This window comes from Leptolyngbya sp. AS-A5 (assembly GCF_039962495.1).
In the GTDB taxonomy this organism is placed as follows: domain Bacteria; phylum Cyanobacteriota; class Cyanobacteriia; order Leptolyngbyales; family Leptolyngbyaceae; genus Leptolyngbya.
In genome coordinates, this window is the sequence record NZ_JAMPLL010000012.1 from 1 (window position 1) to 18,737 (window position 18,737).

General features: G+C 48.0%; 13 protein-coding genes and 1 tRNA gene. 5 read left to right on the top strand and 9 right to left on the bottom strand.

Annotated features, from left to right (window positions below; genetic code table 11):
- Window positions 1-994: 994 nt before the first annotated feature.
- Window positions 995-2,062: a hypothetical protein gene (locus NC980_RS14845; protein WP_190379392.1), complete on the top strand. Its 1,068-nt coding sequence runs from the start codon at window positions 995-997 to the stop codon at window positions 2,060-2,062.
- 458 nt (window positions 2,063-2,520) lie between these two features.
- Here the strand turns inward: NC980_RS14845 and NC980_RS14850 are convergent.
- The 5 genes from NC980_RS14850 to NC980_RS14870 form a co-directional block, all read right to left on the bottom strand.
- Window positions 2,521-2,593: transfer RNA gene (locus NC980_RS14850), tRNA-Met, on the bottom strand.
- A gap of 109 nt (window positions 2,594-2,702) precedes the next feature.
- Complete coding sequence (locus NC980_RS14855) at window positions 2,703-4,478, bottom strand: peptidoglycan DD-metalloendopeptidase family protein (protein ID WP_190379393.1); 1,776 nt, start codon at window positions 4,476-4,478, stop codon at window positions 2,703-2,705.
- A gap of 796 nt (window positions 4,479-5,274) precedes the next feature.
- Window positions 5,275-5,736, bottom strand: coding sequence for a tRNA (cytidine(34)-2'-O)-methyltransferase (locus tag NC980_RS14860; protein WP_190379394.1), 462 nt, complete (start codon window positions 5,734-5,736; stop codon window positions 5,275-5,277).
- A gap of 537 nt (window positions 5,737-6,273) precedes the next feature.
- Window positions 6,274-7,155: a tetratricopeptide repeat protein gene (locus tag NC980_RS14865; RefSeq protein ID WP_190379395.1), complete on the bottom strand. Its 882-nt coding sequence runs from the start codon at window positions 7,153-7,155 to the stop codon at window positions 6,274-6,276.
- 166 nt (window positions 7,156-7,321) lie between these two features.
- Complete coding sequence (locus NC980_RS14870; protein WP_190379396.1) at window positions 7,322-7,633, bottom strand: hypothetical protein; 312 nt, start codon at window positions 7,631-7,633, stop codon at window positions 7,322-7,324.
- Window positions 7,634-7,907: 274 nt separating this feature from the next.
- On the opposite strand from NC980_RS14870, the gene pyrR reads away from it, so the two are divergent.
- A complete protein-coding gene (gene pyrR / locus NC980_RS14875; RefSeq protein ID WP_190379509.1) occupies window positions 7,908-8,444 on the top strand; it encodes a bifunctional pyr operon transcriptional regulator/uracil phosphoribosyltransferase PyrR in 537 nt (178 codons plus the stop codon).
- A gap of 36 nt (window positions 8,445-8,480) precedes the next feature.
- Window positions 8,481-9,509, top strand: a complete 1,029-nt coding sequence (gene fni, locus NC980_RS14880) for a type 2 isopentenyl-diphosphate Delta-isomerase (RefSeq protein WP_242027202.1) — start codon at window positions 8,481-8,483, stop codon at window positions 9,507-9,509.
- Window positions 9,510-9,558: 49 nt separating this feature from the next.
- Here the strand turns inward: fni and NC980_RS14885 are convergent, their stop codons facing one another.
- Window positions 9,559-10,770 carry an inorganic phosphate transporter gene (locus NC980_RS14885; protein WP_190379398.1) on the bottom strand — a complete coding sequence of 404 codons (1,212 nt, stop codon included), beginning with the start codon at window positions 10,768-10,770 and terminating at the stop codon, window positions 9,559-9,561.
- Window positions 10,767-11,396, bottom strand: a complete 630-nt coding sequence (locus tag NC980_RS14890; RefSeq protein WP_190379399.1) for a phosphorylase — start codon at window positions 11,394-11,396, stop codon at window positions 10,767-10,769. The genes NC980_RS14885 and NC980_RS14890 overlap by 4 nt, the downstream gene beginning before the upstream one ends.
- Before the next feature lie 121 nt (window positions 11,397-11,517).
- Between NC980_RS14890 and NC980_RS14895 the strand changes: the two genes are divergently transcribed.
- On the top strand, window positions 11,518-14,121 hold the full coding sequence (locus tag NC980_RS14895; RefSeq protein WP_190379400.1) for an efflux RND transporter permease subunit: 2,604 nt from the start codon (window positions 11,518-11,520) through the stop codon (window positions 14,119-14,121).
- Between the two features lie 225 nt (window positions 14,122-14,346).
- Here NC980_RS14895 and NC980_RS14900 read toward each other — a convergent pair whose 3' ends face one another.
- Both NC980_RS14900 and NC980_RS14905 read right to left on the bottom strand, forming a co-directional pair.
- Window positions 14,347-15,597 (bottom strand): DNA repair exonuclease, encoded by a 1,251-nt coding sequence (locus NC980_RS14900; RefSeq protein ID WP_190379401.1) that lies wholly within the window; start codon window positions 15,595-15,597, stop codon window positions 14,347-14,349.
- A 110-nt stretch (window positions 15,598-15,707) separates the two neighbouring features.
- Window positions 15,708-16,589, bottom strand: a complete 882-nt coding sequence (locus tag NC980_RS14905) for a hypothetical protein (protein ID WP_190379402.1) — start codon at window positions 16,587-16,589, stop codon at window positions 15,708-15,710.
- Window positions 16,590-16,808: 219 nt separating this feature from the next.
- Between NC980_RS14905 and aspS the strand changes: the two genes are divergently transcribed.
- Window positions 16,809-18,605, top strand: a complete 1,797-nt coding sequence (gene aspS / locus NC980_RS14910) for an aspartate--tRNA ligase (protein WP_190379403.1) — start codon at window positions 16,809-16,811, stop codon at window positions 18,603-18,605.
- The last annotated feature ends 132 nt before the right edge of the window (window positions 18,606-18,737 follow it).

The window sequence follows — 18,737 nt, forward strand, 5'->3', positions numbered from 1 at the left end:
CCGATCTCGCCCTTGGATGTGGGGCATCTCATTTGTTGATTAGAAACACTTTCTCAGGGTAGCTCATCTGTACTTTCTCTTGAGTTTTCACACAGTCTGTAGAATGCAGAAGTTCAACAATATCTCTAAATCAAGACCGCTTGCAAAATAAGGGTCATACGCTTTTTTAATTCGTCGTCTTAAGGTCTGGACTAAAAATGGCGTATAAATCGATCTTTTGGACTAAGTTGCGATTGCGTTCTCCCAAATTCGATCAACGCATCGCACCGGGACAGAGCAGATGTACCCATTAACCAGGCTTATTAATGGTCTTATCTTGAATCTCGTATGAGTCTCAGGCTTTTTACGGTGAGCCGTAAAAATAAAGGCAATCCTAAAGGTCAGGGCTTTTTGATTGTGGCGGGTTGAGTGAATACGCAAGAGCGATCGAGAAGCACAAAGACACTGTTTCAGGATTAAAAGATGAGACACAACCCGGATTAGTGACGCGATGAGCGCTCATCCTCAGTTGAACATTGTCAGCGTGTGACAGACTGACGATCTCAGACATCGGAGCCAGGCTCCGTGGTTGAATGCTCTAGTGACGAAGCGGCTTGACCATTAGAGATTAAAGGCACAGCGACAAATAATCCGTTGACAGAATCACAGCACACCTCCCTGACGCAGCGAAGCGGATGATGAGAGGCTATGGCTGCTTATGGTTATCTAGTATCTCAAGTCTCTCCGTTGCATAGCTTCCATTTCTCAGCCGTGAAATAGACGAATGAAGCGGTGTAAGTCTATTTCATCGGAGTAAGGAGTGGTTGTCCGACCATTCGTCTGAAACCAGCTGTCATGCTTCTCCTCTAGTTCTCCCCGTTTATTCTGAAACCAGCTGTCATGCTTCTTCTCTAGTTCTCCCCATTTATTCTCTATCTTGAGCGATATCAGGCAAACCGCTGACATTCAGGACTTCGCTGCATCTCAACTTTACGAACACAACAAGAGGTCAACCATGAACCGTCAATTCTGCATGATCGCTCTCCTGACTACCCTAGGTGTTTTTTCTTTTGCATCGCTTCCGAAAGCTGGAGTCGTCTTAAACGGCGCATCAGTCGATGGTTCCACTGTCGACCATACCCAGTTTGACGATCCTTCTAGTCTAGACTTAACTTTGACAAATCGGATGAACAACCAAACCGCTTCGACGTCATCGGGTGGCACACCGACGGTTTTGAACGTTGAGCGTGATGCGCATTTCGTCAACGTGATGGGCGACAAAACACCAGCGACGCCGAATTTTCCTCAGCTTGCGCCAAAGGCTGGAAAAGTGCGCGGTTATGTGAAAGATTTGTCGGGAAATCCTCTGAAGGGCGCGACCATCGGGATTCGTGCTTCGTATTTTGCCGGTCATTATTCAGGTGCGCAGGGCCAAACCGACGCGAACGGGTATTATGAGTTTGCCGTTCCGAAAGGTTCGGCGCATTACTACAATGCGGGTTATCAGCTCAAATGGGGCGACGGCATAGCAGCAATGGGTCTGCATCCGACGGACGGAAAATTGGAAAGTTTTACGACCGTTGATGGTGCGGTGGAAAACTTTGTGCTGCTGCCTTATGGCATTACCAGCCCTGAAAATGTCAGCCAAAATCCGTATGTCTCATCAAGTTATTACGGGGGTTCGATTCGCGTCTCTTATTACACACGCGAAAAGACCGACCCCAATATAGCTGCGGGCAGCATTGTCGAAGATTCGATTATCGAAATCACCTTAACGCCCGAAGGCAACATGCTTGACGGTACAGCGGGAAGAACTTTCGTCATTCGCCAGCCGATCGGGTTTAAGGGTAATTTCAGTATTCACAATATTCCGCTTGGACGCTACCGAATCACTGCTACAACGGGCGACAAAGCGCTCAAGATGAAAGAAGACCGTAAGTTTAACCCGCTTTTTGGGCTGATGCCGGGAGAGGCGATCGGTGAAGCGAGTCTTTTGTTTATTCCGGGCACTGAAAAGGCTTCCAGCGCTACGCCGAATGCTGGCGGTTGGGAGCCAGTAGGTATTACCCTTAGCATGCCGTAGGTTTTGAACGAATTATTGCATTAACAATAGTCCGGTCAAATTCAGACAGCAATTGTGCCGTAGGCTCTAAATCCACTATTTGACGACGAAGCGAATCCGCCTGCTGTTCTAATTCTAGCCTGCGAGTTCACATTATGACTCGGCTGAGACCGACGGCTATTCACCTCAGCTCGCGCAATTCGACTAATGAGATCGAACATTCCCATGCCAAGCTACCTCCAATTTGGGCTTCGACTCTAGTGTGTGTGAGAACCGGAGTATAAGCGTTCTAGTTAATAAATCAGCTTCTCACGCACAGCAAAAAAGGCGGTGTCAGCCTCGATATTCACGACATCTCTTGGGTATTTACCCCCGTTAAAAGTTGTGAATACGCTCTAGATATCGCGTCCACGCTATTCAGCTGTATGCGGATTTAGGGGTAATCTGGGGCTTTGATTTTCCCCAGCCTCCAAAATCTATGGCTCAGGCGAGATTTGAACTTGCGACCTTGGGCTTATGAGTCCCCTGCTCTAACCACTGAGCTACTGAGCCTTACAAAGTTATATTACCACAACTAGAAACGTGAATAAAGCGATCGCACCAGAAAATAAAATAGGGAAGGCTAATTACCTTCCCTATCCACAACTGTCACGGCTGCGTCTTAGCTGCGAGACTGGGGCAGTAATGCAACCGGATTTACGGCTCCTCGACCCGGTAAATGCACTTCAAAATGTGAGTGTGGGCCTGTGCTAAAGCCTGTACTGCCCATCTCAGCAATTTGCTGACCCTGGCGAACTTGCTGACCAACGCGGACAAGAATCCGGTTGTTATGAGCGTAGAGCGTAACGCTACCATCTGCATGTTCGACTTCAACCAGGTTGCCATAGCCGCCATCATTCCAACCGGCAGTAATCACTTTACCGGAGGCTGCTGCGACGATCGGAGTACCAACCGGAGCCGCAATATCAATTCCCTTGTGCATCCGTCCCCAACGCCAACCGTAGGGAGAACTCAGCACACCTTTAGCGGGCCACATATAGCCCTTAAAGCGATCACCCGGCATATACGCATCCGATCGACCTAATGGGGGAAGATTGGGTGAAACCGTCTTTCCGACAGGAGAGCGCAGAATAGGGGTGTAGGATTCTGATCCCAGCGGTGCAGTTGCCACAACTTGAGACTTTGGCTTGGGTGCATCTGCTAACATGCGCTCCAGCCGAGTCTGACCCAAAGACGCTGCGCCACCCTGGCTAGCCGATTTGAATTGCGGATTGACTCGACGAGACGAAGCACCAGCATTAGAAGCTTTAGGAGCCTCACGTTTGGCTTCCCGAGATTGATAACGTTCCCGCAGTCGCGAAATTTCAGACATCAGAGTATTGACATACTGGTCATCATCTCGCCGAACATCAACGGCTTGCACTTCTGGGGAGCGGCTCCGCGATGGAGTCAGGGCAACTTGACGAGCAGCACCACCCACTGCCAACGGAACGCTGGGATTGATCGGATTTTGAGCCGAGGCAAGACTCGGAACTGTCGGCACTTGAACCTGCGACACGCTGGGAGCTTGGGATTCAGCTACAGTAGCAGGCTGTGCCTGTGCCATTTTCTGAGGCACTTTAATAAATTGGTTTGCCTGGACAAAATTGGGATTGGTGAGTTGGTTCAGATTAGCCAGATCACGAGCCGAAATGCCGTGTGCTTGTGCGATCGAAGAAAGGGTTTCACCCGGATTCACTCGGTACGTGACCACACTAGGATTCGCCGATTGCGGTAGGGTCGCTACGACTTTCGAGCTAGATTCAGACTTAGAAGGCTCCTCAGACTTTAACTCCGCCAGACTCTGCTTCAATCGATCGCGGTTCTGCTTCAATTCTGCAAGTGCAGTTTGCTTGCGCTTAACAACCGTTGAGGAAACGCCTTGAGAAGCGTTTGCTTGCGGTGGAATGACTGGAACAGCCTTAAGGTCGGGCATGGACTGAATTGGCGTTGCCCGGAGCGCTGTTTGATTTGCAGCAGGAACCTGCAAAGTTTGACCGACCGACAGAACGGCAGTGGTTTGCAGCCCATTCAGGTTTGCCAGCTTCGCGACTTCAATGCCATAAAGCTCTGCAATTTTCCACAGCGTTTGTCCCTCTTGAACGGTATGAGTCACTGTGGCAGCACCAGCAGGTTCAGACACCCTGGGTGCATCCGCCGAGGTAGCAGTGCTGGGAGTCAAGTCGGATGTCGCAGGTTCAGTGGGGGTTGCAGCTTCTGCTTGACGCGGAGCGGCTAAACCATAAGCGCCGACTGAGAAAGCGAGACCAAGCATGGCAGCAGAGGTACGAACGGTTCGATTGACCTCTGGGGTCTGCCGGGGGTGTCCTTCAGTCGTCTCGGAGCCGAGTACGCTGAAAGGAACCGAGTTTAAGTCTTGCGGAACTGCTCGTTTCAAAAAAACGACCTCCTAAAGTGTGCAGCATTTAACTGTCATCGAGTCCGAAACTTGTTGCCAGTTACTCGATTGAGTTATGTTCGGACAATTTAACAAACGTTCACTGATGATCCCCAAGCAAGAGTACCCTAATTCACGATTTTTGGAAAATCTGTTTTGCTCAGCGATTGTTTGTCTATCCGAGAAAAATCGATAGCAGATTGTTTGAGCAACTGTCAACTCGTCACGGTCGGACTGTTGGGCTAAATTCCAGTCTCCATAGGCCTGAAGCGGATTTTGAGAAATCCGAAATATCAGGGGATTTGGAGTGAAGCTTAGTCGATTGATCAGCATCTTAACGAAGTTGTCTGGGTAATCTTGAGCGGAATGATCTGACTGAAATCTTTTAGAACAAATTCAAGATTTTAGTCAAGGTATCTCTTGTTCATATCTGATGACAAGAAATTAATGTAAACCATACCATTGCTCAACCGTAATTTCATGTAAATGTCCTAGATTTGATTTTTTTAGCTTGATGATTAGAATCGTTAAAATTCCGCGCTATTGCTGTCTCTGAGCAACTTGTGGCCTTGTGATTGTTAAATCTAGGTGATAGGAAAATGGCAAAATTACGTGGGCAAAATATAGGTTTTATCATATAAATTTCTTATCTAAAAATGGGTATTTGGTGATCAAGATAACTAATTTATCCGCATAAATTTGTATTGCACTTAGTTTGAAGTCATTAGGTAATCGATAAATGATCGTAAAAAAAGCCGCGATCGCGGCTTTTTTCGACACATCAATATATAGATATTTAGGTTAGATATCCAAGTTGGCGGCGAGCTTCAAATAGCCCAATTGCGGCGCTGACGGAGAGGTTGAAGCCACGAACACCAGGTTGGCTGATGGGAATATAAGCCAATATCGGGCAAGCTTGCATCACTTCGTCAGGAAGTCCATTGGTTTCGCTGCCGAACAGTAGCCAGTCATCATCGCGGTACTCGATTTGAGTGTAGTTCTGAGTTGCTTTGGCGCTAAAGCCAATCCAGCGCCCACCCTGACTCTGCGAGCAGGCTTGGAAGTCTGCGATCGAGGTGTGAACAGTCAACGAGACATATTTCCAGTAGTCGAGGCCAGCGCGTTTGAGATAGCGATCGCTGATTTCAAAGCCAAGGGGTGCTACAAGATGCAGATCGGTTTGAGTTGCAGCACAAGTGCGAGCGATATTCCCTGTGTTTGGAGGAATTTGAGGATGAACGAGAACAACTTTTGGCATGGATCAGGCAGTAGAAAGTAAGTTGTGGCGGCAATATAACTTTGAAGGAAAGTTCGAGCATCTCCGTTCTATACAATTTTTTAATGCACCGTGAAGCAAGCGAAAGTATTAAATATTTTAATTAAAACCAAGTATCTATCTAAAGTCAGATGAAGTGGCTTATTTCGTCAATGAAGTTTGATGCTTCTACAGCAAAGTTGATAGAAACTATTGCTTAATTCTCATATGCCCAGCAAGAATCTGGCTCATTTATGGTCATAAACGAGCCGCTTGGAGCACCAATCAGGACAGTGCGGAATTTCTAGCGTTCAGGATTTTTAATAAGCCGAGCAGCCTAATTAAATTTAAGACTGCTGCTCTAACCTCACCTCAACTTTCTGCTGTGGAAAGGGAGGCTAAAATCCGTTTTCGCTTGTTCATTGGGAAGAAAAGAGGTTAGGGGATGAGGATCTTTAATGTTGTTGCGCTTATTTATTCAAAAATACGAAAAAGCCAGGATTTAGAGAAATCCTGGCTTTTTCGCGGGATGTGATGAAACTAATTTTTAGGAGCAGGGCTTGCTGGGGTCACTCCGGTTGGAGGAGTAGTTGGACTCACGGCATTGGGCGGGGCAGGTTGAGTTGTACTTAGACGGGTAATCTGATCTTTAAACTGAGCAGGTGCAAGGGAAGCAGCTTTATCGAATAGAGGTTTTGCTTCGTCGTTCTTGCCTTGCTCTTTCAGAACTAGCGCTTTATAAAGAACAGGCTGAAAATCATTGGCGTTCGTTTTGGCAGCTTCGTCAAAGGTAGCAAGAGCATCGTCATATCGTTTCTGAGAAGCGAATACTTTTCCTAACAGAACCTGTACGGCTGTACTATCGACGCTGTTTGCCTGAGTTTTATTTGCGGTCGGTGCTTGCTTAATGGTGTCTTGTAGGAGTCCGATCGCAGCTTCAGGGCGCTGCTGCTTGATTAAGAGATCAGAGAGACCTGCGAGGGCGTTGAGATCGCCAGGTTTAGATTGAAGAATCGATCGATAAGCCTGGGCTGCTCCTTCTGGGTCGTTCAACTGCTGTTTTGCCTGAGCTAGTAGAACGGAATATTCAGTCATATTTGGATTAAGCTTTGCGAGTTTCTCCAGTGGAGAAACAACTCCTTTAATATCGTTTAGCTGTAATCGAGCTTCGACCAGTCCGCGCAGAGCTGTTGCATTATCGGGTTCGCGCTTGAGAACTTCTTCATAGCCTCTAGCTTGTGCTTCGATATCCGCTTTCTGGGGAGTCGCCGTTTGAGAAGGATTTGGACTCGGTTTATTGGCTTGGGGATTGTTGCTGAATGCAGAGGTAATCAAAGGCAACATTGTGACACCCAATAAGCCGACGGTTGCCACAATTAGAACGAGATTCAGCAGCCAACGATTTTTCCGTAGTTCGGTCACAAGATTACCTCACAATTTTTCGCAACGTTGAATGGCTAAGACAGAAGTTAGCAGATTCAACGATAGCGCAAAGTTGTGAAAAGGGAGCGGAAAGAAGTAGAGAGTAGGGAGTGGGGATGAAATCAGCAGGGCTGCGCTATTTTCCCCTGGCTCCCCGCTTTGTGAATCAGGCTTGAGCAGTTCGGGGTGGAGCGGTTGGTGAATTGCTGGGCATCGATCGGGCTTCTTTGACAGAATCGATTTCTGTAATTTCGATGTGATTTAACAGGGTGGTGACAAAGGCGAAAAGTAAAAAAGGCAGTGATAAAACAAGAATGAGTCCGACGGTGGCAAGCGCATAAACTGGACGACTTGCACCCATCATTGCCATTGCTGTGGCAAGAGAGATGAAAATCACAATCAGCCAGACAATAATCTGACCGTAAATATCGCCGAATGAAAGCGTACAACTTAAGCGATACCGTTGCATATTATTCATAGTTTTCGATACAAAGCGATTAGAGCGATTCTCTAAACGTAGCGCCAACACAGGGATCGCGTTGGATTCTTCCGGTTTTCGCAACCTTTTTTAATTTACTTTTACAGTCGTTCAATCCTGTCAAAGAAAAACTGTGCAGGACTGATAAATATCGTCACTCGGTAGGTAGAGGTATGATCAACTCCCTGAGCAAGCTGGATCAAATACAAAATTGGCGCAGGGTGGATCAAATTCCTTGTACGCTAACGCTATGCCCTGTAGAAACGATCGCGCCATGCCGCTGGAACGAATTGAAATTTTGTCTGCTGAAGAGTTACGCCGAACGGTAAATCGCCTTGCATCGCAAATTGTTGAACGCTCGGGTGATTTATCAAAGTTGGTTTTGCTTGGAATCTATACGCGGGGAGTTCCCCTGGCAAAAACAATCGCGGATCAAATCAATGCGCTAGAAAACATTGAGGTTTTATTGGGCGCGATCGATATTACGTTTTACCGCGACGATCTTGATACGATCGGAGTCCGCACCCCTGCTAAAACTGAGATTTCGTTTGATTTAACCGGGAAAACAGTGGTGCTGATCGATGATGTCATTTATAAGGGGCGAACGATTCGGGCGGCTTTGGATGCAGTGAATGATTATGGGCGACCGGAAGTGATTCGGTTGGCAGTGTTAATCGATCGCGGACATCGAGAAGTGCCGATTCATCCAGACTACATTGGTAAACAGCTCCCAACCGCAAAAGAGGAGATGATTAAGGTGTATCTGCAAGATATCGACGGGCGGGATGGAGTCGAGCTTGTGAAAGGGTAGGAAAATACTGGGCTGAATAATTTTATGAATGGAGCGATGGAAACTCAGAATCGCAAAGCGGATCATCTGAGAGTGTGTCTAGAAGATGATGTGCAATTTCAACAAACGACGACGGGACTTGAGAACTATCATTTTGAACACTGTTGTTTACCGGAACTCGATCGCGCAGAGATTGAGATTGCTACAACTTTTTTAGGAAAATCGCTCAGCGCTCCGATTCTCATCTCTTCGATGACAGGCGGAACTGACTTGGCGAAAACGATTAATCATCGTTTAGCCGCGATCGCTCAAGAGTATCGCTTTGCAATGGGAGTCGGATCGCAACGGGTGGCGATCGAAGATCCTAGTGTTTCTGATTCGTTTGCATTGAGAGCGATCGCGCCAGATGCGTTGCTGTTTGCGAATTTAGGTGCGGTTCAGCTCAACTACACCTATGGCATTGAGCAATGTTTACGGGCGGTTGAGCTACTCGAAGCCGATGCGCTGATTTTGCACCTCAATCCACTGCAAGAGGCAGTACAAACGCGGGGCGATACGAATTTTCGGGGTCTGCTCGATCAGATTGCTCAGTTGTGCGATCGACTTCACGTTCCGGTGATTGCGAAAGAAGTGGGCAATGGGATCTCGAAATCGATGGCAGAGAAACTGATTGCAGCGGGTGTGGCTGCGATCGATGTTGCGGGTGCGGGTGGGACTTCTTGGGCAAAGGTCGAAAGTGGACGCGCTCAAGATCCGAAGCAGCGTCGATTGGGAATGACGTTTGCAGATTGGGGAATTCCAACTGCTGATTGTATTACGCAGGTTCGACAGGTTTCTCCGACGATTCCGTTGATTGCTTCTGGTGGATTGCGAAACGGATTGGATATCGCCAAAACGATCGCGCTTGGCGCAGATCTGGCGGGTTTAGCGTTGCCGTTTTTGCAGGCGGCGAACGAGTCGGAAGAAGCATTGCATTTATTGGTGGATATTTTGAAAGCGGAGATTACGACCGTATTGTTTTGTACAGGCACGAAAGATCTCAAGGAATTGAGACGATCGGGGGTGTTGCAGAAACGATCGTTTTAAGGATTTGGTAGCAACGCGATTCATCGCGTTGCTACGATCACGGATGTATTCAAGCCACAAAGATCGATCGCAAAATCAAAAACAGAATCCCGCTCAAGATTGCCGAAACTGGAATTGTGATCAGCCAGGTGAGAACGATCGACCGAATCGTCTGGAATTGAATTGATTTCAAGCCTTGCACCAGTCCCACGCCGACTACACCGCCAACCAGCGCATGAGAAGTCGAAACAGGTAAACCAAACCGAGACGCAACCAAAATTGTGGTTGCGGTCGCGAGTTCGGCACAGAGTCCGCCGCTAGGCTGGAGTGAAATGATGCCTTCCCCGATCGTTGAAATTACCCGCTTACCCAAAACCGCTAAGCCTGCCACAATCCCTACTCCGCCTAAAACCAGCGTCCAGAGTGGAATTTGAAAGTCGGCTGTCGGAACGCTGCCCGATTGCAGCACAGAAACGATCGCAGCAAAGGGTGCGATCGCGTTTCCGACATCATTCGAGCCGTGAGCAAACGCCACAAAACACGCGCTCACAACCTGAAATCTTCCAATCGTAGATTCTACCGTTTGCAGATTTTGTAATGCTGAGATCGATAAAGCGCTAATTGAGATTGCACTTAGAACTAAAGCAATATTTTGAATAGGTAAATTAATCAGGCTTTGAATCGGTTGCGCGATCACTGGAAACACAATCACACCAAAAGCTCCAATTAATACGGCACTGATCCAGGGAATCCATTCTTGTAATTGTGCGATCGCATTCGGCTGATCGAGAATCCACCGCTTGATGACACTGTAGAATGCTGCTGCAATCAGACTGCTGACCACCGGAGTAATGATCCAGGTGATTGAAATGATTCCGATCGTATTCCAATTGACGGCATCCAGTCCGAATGCTAGAGAACCCACTCCCGCGATCGCGCCAACGGTGGCATGAGACGACGACACCGGAAAGCCAAACAGCGTCGCCACATTCATCCAAACTCCCGCCGCAATAAGAACCGCAATCATGCCGATGAGTAAAATCTGCGGCGTAAATTGCTTAGGGTCAAGAACGCCTGTAATCAGGGTTTGAGAAACATTGCTGCCAAATAAAACCGCACCTGTAAACTCTAAGATTCCAGCAATAATCAAGGCTTGCTTTAGTGTGACCGCTTTTGAGCCGACGGAAGTTCCCATCGAATTTGCGACATCATTCGCGCCCAAATTCCACGCGAGGTAAAACGCGAGACCGCTAGAGAGAACTAATATCAGTTGAGCGTTCATGAACAAGGTAGCTCCGCTGCAAGTTGGCGCAATTTTCGCAATCCGGTCAGCGATCCTCGAATTAACCGACCTGCGGCGATCGGTCTTCGAATCATCGCTTTCGCCATCAGAACCGCTTGAATCTTACCGTTAGCATCAATCACACCGCTTAGATCCGGCAAATCTCCCCGGAGATCATCGCTCACAACCCGCAGCATCGCCACCGGACACTGAGACAAAACTGGGAATCCTTCCATATCGACGACTTCTGCACCATAAGTTTTGCCTAAATCGCGCTTTTCGATCGCCGAACAAATCACGCGATCGCTGGTGAATCCCAAAACCGGGGAAATCTGAAACTGGGCTTGAAGTCGTTGAGTTAAAGCGCGATCGCACTCTTTAGTTTCTCCTGAATCGTTAATACAGGCGCGATACAGCGCGATCGTGCCCACGTCAAAGTGAGGCGATAAACTGCCGCACAGTCCCATCAGTAGGATTTCAGCGGCATCAAAAGTGCGATCAATTCGCCGCACAGCGGCTTCACCTGCTGAAATAGGTATTACTTCTGGTGGATTTATCCTCGACCGAACGCCCTGATAAACGGCTTGATATTCTGCACCTTGAGGGACGAGAATGACGGAGACCATTGAAAGAATGAAGTTTTATAAAGTAATCTCGCTCTAAGGAGACACGCTCAATCATCTCAAATTTCCGATCGTATCTCACGCTTTTTTGCCCTCACCTACTGTTTTCCAGGTTTGACTTCTTATGGATCTGCCCACTCCGGTTCCCAAATCACGGGAGCGTTTCAATATCTCACGTCTCGCGATCGCCAAACCTGTATTGACGATTTGCGTTTGGCTATTTATCACTGTGGCTGGGCTGTTTGCATTTAGTTCGCTGAAGTATGCACTGTTCCCGGATGTCACCTTTCCGGTTGTAGTTGTAAATGCGGAAGCGCCTCTGAGCGCGACCACTGAAACAGAAAAGCAGGTCACACAGCCGATCGAACGAGCGCTGCGATCGCTCCAGGGTTTAACCGAGATTCGGTCTTCGACCTATCCAAACCAAACAGCAGTGAGTTTATCGTTTGCCGTGGGGACGAGCCTGGAGACATCGAGCCAAACAGTTGAAGCGGCGATGAAGTCGATCGCGTTGCCCAAAGATACAAAGTACACGGTGACAGCGCTGAATTTGAATGAATCGGCGGCTGTGAGCTATGCGATTGAAAGCACTTCGCGCAATCTCCAGGATTTAGCGACGCTGACGACTGATCAAATCGTTCCACAACTCACAAAAAATCCGGGTGTTCTAAAAGTGAATGTGTTGGGCAGCGGTGGCACTCAGGCAGGAGCAACACTGACGCGATTCAATGGAAACGATGCGATCGCGATTCAAGTGATCAAACGCGGAGATGCAAACACGCTTGAAGTGGTTGATGCAGTCGAGCAAGAGATTTCAAAACTTAGAAACAATCTTACAAACGTCAAGATCACACTTGCAGCAACGCAAGCGGAATATATCGAGAAAGCAACGCATTCCACAATTGAGGCACTGATCGAAGCGATCGTGTTATCGATCGTCGTCATTTTCCCGTTTCTCCGCAGTTGGAAAGCGACGTTGATCTCGGCGTTAGCAATTCCGATCTCATTGCTTGGAACGTTCATTGTCATGGCGTTTTTCGGGTTTAATCTGGAAACGATTACGCTGTTAGCATTAGCGCTGGTGATTGGAAGCGTGGTCGATGATGCGATCGTCGATGTCGAGAATATCAGCCGCCATATCGAAGACGGAGCGACTCCAAGACAAGCCGCGCTTCATGCTACTAACGAGATTGGTTTAACGGTGACGGCGGCAACGTTTACAGCCGTTGCGGTCTTTTTGCCGATCGGGCTGATGGGAGGTGTGATTGGGCAGTTCTTCAAACCGTTTGGAATTACGGTTTCTGCTGCGATGATTATGTCGCTATTGGTAGCGCGGACATTATCGCCTGTATTGTCGATTTATTTATTGCGGAAGCGTCCGGGACAGCCTCGCACTCAAACCAGCATGATTTGGGTTCGTTTCAATGAGGCTTATCGACGATTGTTGCAGTGGTCATTGCGGCATCGAGCGATCGTGGTTGGAATTGCGCTAGCGAGTTTTGCCGCGGGGATTGCGATTATTCCGTTGATTCCTCAAGGATTTATTCCGAAGCTCGATCGGGGTGAATTTAATGTGCGATACACTGCACCTTTACCGCAGATTCCCTCTCAGGAGCAGATTGCAGCACTTGTGGCAGCAGGTGGACAGGTGCCGCAAATCAATCCGCTACAAGACTCGCTAAATGTTGCTAAACAGCTAGAAGATACCGTGCGAAAATCTTCTGATGTCGCAACCGTGTTTACGACTGTGGGATCGCGTGAAGGAGAACCGAATAAAGGTTTACTCTATGTCAAGCTCAAAGAAAACCACACCACACCCACTGCCGCACTACAAGATCAACTGCGATCGAGCCTCCCGCAAATTTCAGGCGTTTCGACGAGTGTAGAAGATATTCCCTTTGTCGAAGCAGGTAGCCAGAAGCCGCTTCAGGCAATGCTAAAAGGCGATGATTTAGCCACGCTGGAGAAAGCAGCAAACGATTTGAAGAACCGTCTGCAACCGATTTCAGGAATTGTTGATGTGACTGTGAGCGGTAGCAGCAATCGGAACGGGATTCAACAGATCGATCGACAGGCTGGACAACGAGTGGTGTATGTCAGCGGAAATCTGGGTGAAGACTTGTCTTTGGGAGAAGCAACGGAGCGATTAGTCGCGGAATCGAAATCTGTTCTTCCCGCAGGTGTCACGCTCGATTTGGGGGGTGATTCTGCTAGTAGTCGCGAGATTTTTGGCAGCTTTGGCAAAACGCTGGGACTCTCTGCGCTGTGTATTGTGATTGTGCTGGTTTGGTTGTTTAAGAGCTTGATTGATCCGCTCGTCGTTGCTCTGTCGCTACCGCTTGCTTTGGTCGGTGCAATGTTAGCGCTACTGATCACTCAAAGCGACTTTGGCATGATTTCACTAATCGGGTTTGTGTTTCTTTTAGGATTAACCAACAAAAACGCAATTTTGATTGTCGATTACATCAATCAACTTAGACGCGAAGGATTCGATCGCAACGCTGCCATTCTCAAAGCCGCTCCAATCCGACTGCGCCCGATTATGATGACGACTGCCGCAACGATTTTGGGCATGGTTCCGATCGCGATTGGTTTGGGTGCGGGATCAGAGCTTCGATCTCCGATGGCAGTCGCGATCGCGGGCGGACTGATTACTTCAACGCTACTAAGTTTGTTCGTCGTGCCTGTGGTGTATACCTTGCTCGATGATCTCAAGTTCAAGAGATAGGGAAACGATCGACGAGCCGCTTCTGTTTTGTCATACCAAATTGATCTTCAATTGCTACAGATCTTGGAAGCCCCCTAAATCCCCCACGAGTGGGGGACTTCAAGCCAAAGAAGGATTAGGTTCTCAAAGTCCCCCAGAATGGGGGATTTGGGGGGCGAAGGATCTGTCGCATTCACGAATTGACTTGGTATTAGGAAGCGGCTCAGCCTTTTAATCTGAACTCGCTTAAGCGCCTAAAAGCTCCTCGACAAACTCATAAAGCTCAGCTTCCGATCGTTCTTCTAGCTGCATTTCTTTCAGCCCAATCAATCCTTTGGCTAACTCTGGAGCGCGATTTTTATAGTGATTGTGTGCGGCTAATAAATCTGTAAAAACTTCCTGTTCGATTTGAGTCCGACTCGCATCTTCCGCCAACGGAGACGCATACTCTACAGAATCTGCCTCATATTTGAGCAAGAACACTAAGGCTTGACTTAACTGTTGTAGGTCTTGTTGAAGCTTGCGGGTATCTAGTTCTAGGCGATCGAATCCCACTTGCCCTTCGATGCGGAGTTCTACCATTGGCTGTTCCTCTGGCTGAAGTTCACTAGACCGGATTGCGGCTTCAACCAGGACGATCGCGCTTTGTTCAATGTCTTCGGTGTTTTCTTGTCCCCGTGCTTTTAGCTTCAATCGCACCCACGGACGCTGATAATAGTCTTTCTTTAACTGAGCATCAATGCCCTGATCACTCAGTTCAACGAGAAACACACCCCGATCGTAGTTGGCTTCTTCCACGCTGTTTGCTTCCGTTGATCCAGGGTTAAAAATCCAGCCTTGCTCTACGTAGCTTTTGTGAATGTGTCCGAGCGCAAGATAATCAACCCCTGCCTCTCTAAGCGGCAATAAGTCTGTGTATCGCATCGCGCCCTGATAGCGTGCGATCTGACCTTCTAGCCCTTGATGAAACAACATTACGGTATGTCCCGGACTCGGTGGAAGTTGTTGAATCGCTTGGGCTAATTGCTCCACGGCTCTAGGTGCAGAGGCTCCGTACCAGCGCGATCCCAACACTCTTACGCCACAATCGAGATCAATGTATCCGCCCACTTCACCATTCCACATCTCATAAATCACACCTCCGGTTTCAGCCCGATCGGGTTCCAGCAAAATCACTAATTCATCATCTGCTAAATATTTCAGCCAGTTGGTCGAAATGCCATACGGACGATTATCGTGATTGCCTTCGATCGCAATCACTGGAATATGTGCCTCTTTTAGCAGTTGTAAACAAACTTTTGCTTGGTTGAGAATGTTCGGCTGAATGGTGCGATGTTCAAACAAATCACCCGCAATGACGACAAAATCAACTTGGGGTTCAATCGCATACTTCAGCAACGCATTCTCAAACGCTAAGAAGAAATCCTTAGTGCGCTCTTTGCTGTTATAGCGATCGTAACCCAAGTGAACATCGGCAAGATGAAGAAATCGCGGCATAGGATTCACAACAAAGAATTCACAAAAGAATTCACGATAAGCAGCAAGAACGAGTTTACTACCTAAAGCTCGATCGTGCTGCTCTGCCCTCACAAATGTTATTTGCTGTTCTAGTTTGTCGGACTGTAACAGGTTTCATCCTTCCTGGTTAAGCAAAGCTGTCTCTGTCCTACATCAGCTTTGAATCTTACCTGGTAAGTTTCGTTTTCGGCGGGTACAGTTTTCGTGTAGTTGTTTGCGCTGTCACAGGAAAAGTCACGAGTAAAGGTTCCCGGAGACCAATTAATCGTCAATGTACTGCCACTGAGCCGCACTCTTCCTTTTCGAGACTGGAAAATTTGCTGATTGCAGCCACCGCTCATAACATTCATAATTCCAGTAAACTCAACGGTTCCATTCGGCTGAAATTGATAGGTGAATCGTGAGCCGTTCGCCCCCAAATACGCACCGCCCTGAGTATACGTGCCGCTTCCGGTACGTGCCCAAACCCATTTACCCGTGAGAGTCGAAACATTGCCAACACCTTCCGCCGAGCCTTCTGGCTGAGTTGAAGCCGTTTGCGAGTTTGCACTCTCGTAAACAGACAGCAAAAGCTTGGCTTCGGCATCGTTCGGCAATTTTCGCAATTGCTCGACAAATTCCTGCGTGAACCCCTGTCGAACTCGGCTTTGTGCTGCTTCAGGTTGAGCAATGACTTCTGTGTAATTGGCAATGAGTTCGTCAATGCTTTTTTTAGTTCCTGCTGGATCTTGGTTAAAGCGGTTTAATGTAATGGATTGAAATTCACTGCGCTGTGCAGGCGTAAATTTTGCTCTAAACACCCATTCGTAAAAATCAATCACTTGATCAATGTCTGATCGATCAAGGGACTGGTTTTGAGCTATCAATAAAGCTTGACTTCTAGTAGTTTGGGCAGTCAGCCCCTTCGTTGCGCCACCCGTTAGAACGATCGATAAAGCAACTACAGGAAGATATTTCAGGGTTTTAATCATTCTATTTCTACCAAACACCACTTTTACATAGGGCAAAAGCACTATCTTTTATACTGCTAAATCGGAGAGATTTCGGGAGGTTGTTGCATTCTGTAATTTCCGACCTTGCCGAAGTCATGATTGAGCCGAAAAACATTGCTCGAAATATCGATCGCGATTGTGTCGTGAATACGGCATAATTAGGAGGTTTTCTAATTTTTAACCCTCTTTTCAAGCGATATGCGTACCCTGTACTGTGGTCAACTTCGAGCGAGCAACATTGGTGAAACGGTCACTCTTTTCGGATGGGTTGATCGCCGACGCGACCACGGGTATGTGATTTTTATTGATTTGCGCGATCGTGAAGGCATTGTGCAAATCGTTAGCGATCCCGAACGCACTCCAAATTCTTACAAAGCAGCAGGCGATCTGCGAAATGAATATGTGATCAAAATCGTCGGACGAGTCACCAAGCGTCCAGATGAATCACTCAATCCCAAGATTCCAACTGGCGAAATCGAAATCTACGCTGACGAAATTGAAATTCTCAACAGCGTTCGCAAGCAGCTACCCTTCCAAGTGTCTGCTGCAGACAGCGAATCGGTGCGCGAAGAGTTACGGCTAAGATATCGCTATCTGGATTTGAGACGCGATCGCATGAGTCGCAATCTGCAACTGCGGCATCAGTTAATCAAATCGATGCGACGATTCCTCGAAGATACAGAAGGCTTTGTCGAAGTGGAAACGCCAATTTTGACGCGATCGACCCCAGAAGGAGCGCGGGATTATCTGGTTCCATCGCGGGTAAATCCGGGTGAATGGTTTGCCTTGCCTCAGTCGCCACAGCTATTTAAGCAATTGTTGATGGTGTCGGGACTCGATCGCTATTATCAAATCGCTCGATGCTTCCGCGATGAGGACTTGCGGGCAGAACGTCAGCCTGAATTTACACAACTTGATATGGAAATGAGCTTTATGACCCAGGATGAGATTCTGGATCTAAATGAAAGGCTCGTTTGTCACATTATCAAGACGATCAAAGGGGTTGAAATCCCGCGTCCATTCCCGCGTTTGACCTATGCAGAAGCAATGGATCGCTACGGTAGCGACAAGCCGGATACTCGATTCGGTTTAGAGCTTGTGAATGTGTCTGATGTGGTACAAGACTGCGGCTTCAAAGTCTTTGCGGATGCAGTGAAAAAAGGCGGATTAGTGAAAATCCTACCGATTCCCAACGGTAATGATGCAATCTCGAATGTGCGAATTAAGCCCGGTGGCGATGTGTTCAAAGAAGCCTCAGAAGCCGGAGCGCGGGGACTTGCATACATTCGGGTTCGCGAAGACGGCGAGATTGATACGATCGGAGCTATCAAAGACAACCTCAGCGACGCTCAGAAGCAGGAAATTCTCACCCGCACCGCAGCAAAACCGGGACATTTGTTATTGTTTGCAGCAGGCGATGCGGCAACGGTCAATAAAACACTCGATCGCTTACGTCAGTATCTCGGCAACGAACTCGGCATGATTGATCCCGACAAGATGAACTTGCTTTGGGTGGTCGATTTCCCGATGTTCGAGTGGAATGCCGATGAGAAACGCTTAGAAGCGCTGCACCATCCGTTTACAGCACCGCGCCCCGATGATGTCGATGACCTCAAAAACGCTCGCGCTCAGGCATACGACTTAGCCTTTAACGGGTTTGAAGTGGGTGGCGGCAGTGTGCGGATTCATCAGCCTGAACTACAAGCGAAAGTGTTTGAAACGATCGGCATTTCTGCCGAAGAAGCCCAAAATAAATTTGGCTTCTTGCTCGAAGCGTTTGAATATGGCGCACCGCCTCATGGGGGATTGGCTTATGGCATCGATCGCTGGGTGATGCTGTTATCCGGTGAAGAGTCGATTCGCGATGTGATTGCCTTTCCGAAAACGCAGCAAGCTCGCTGTTTACTCACCAGCGCTCCTTCTAGCGTTGATGACAAACAATTGAAAGAGTTGCACGTTGCGTCTACTGTGAAGCCCAAACCAGGTGCATCTTGAGTCTTCGGTTTAAGCGTCTAGCTGCTCACGCCGGCGATCGAAAGCACTGGAATCAGATAGATTTGAAAATCTGTGGGATTGCGAGGGACGATCGCGCCTAAGTCTGATTAATCTCCCTAGATATGCGCCGAA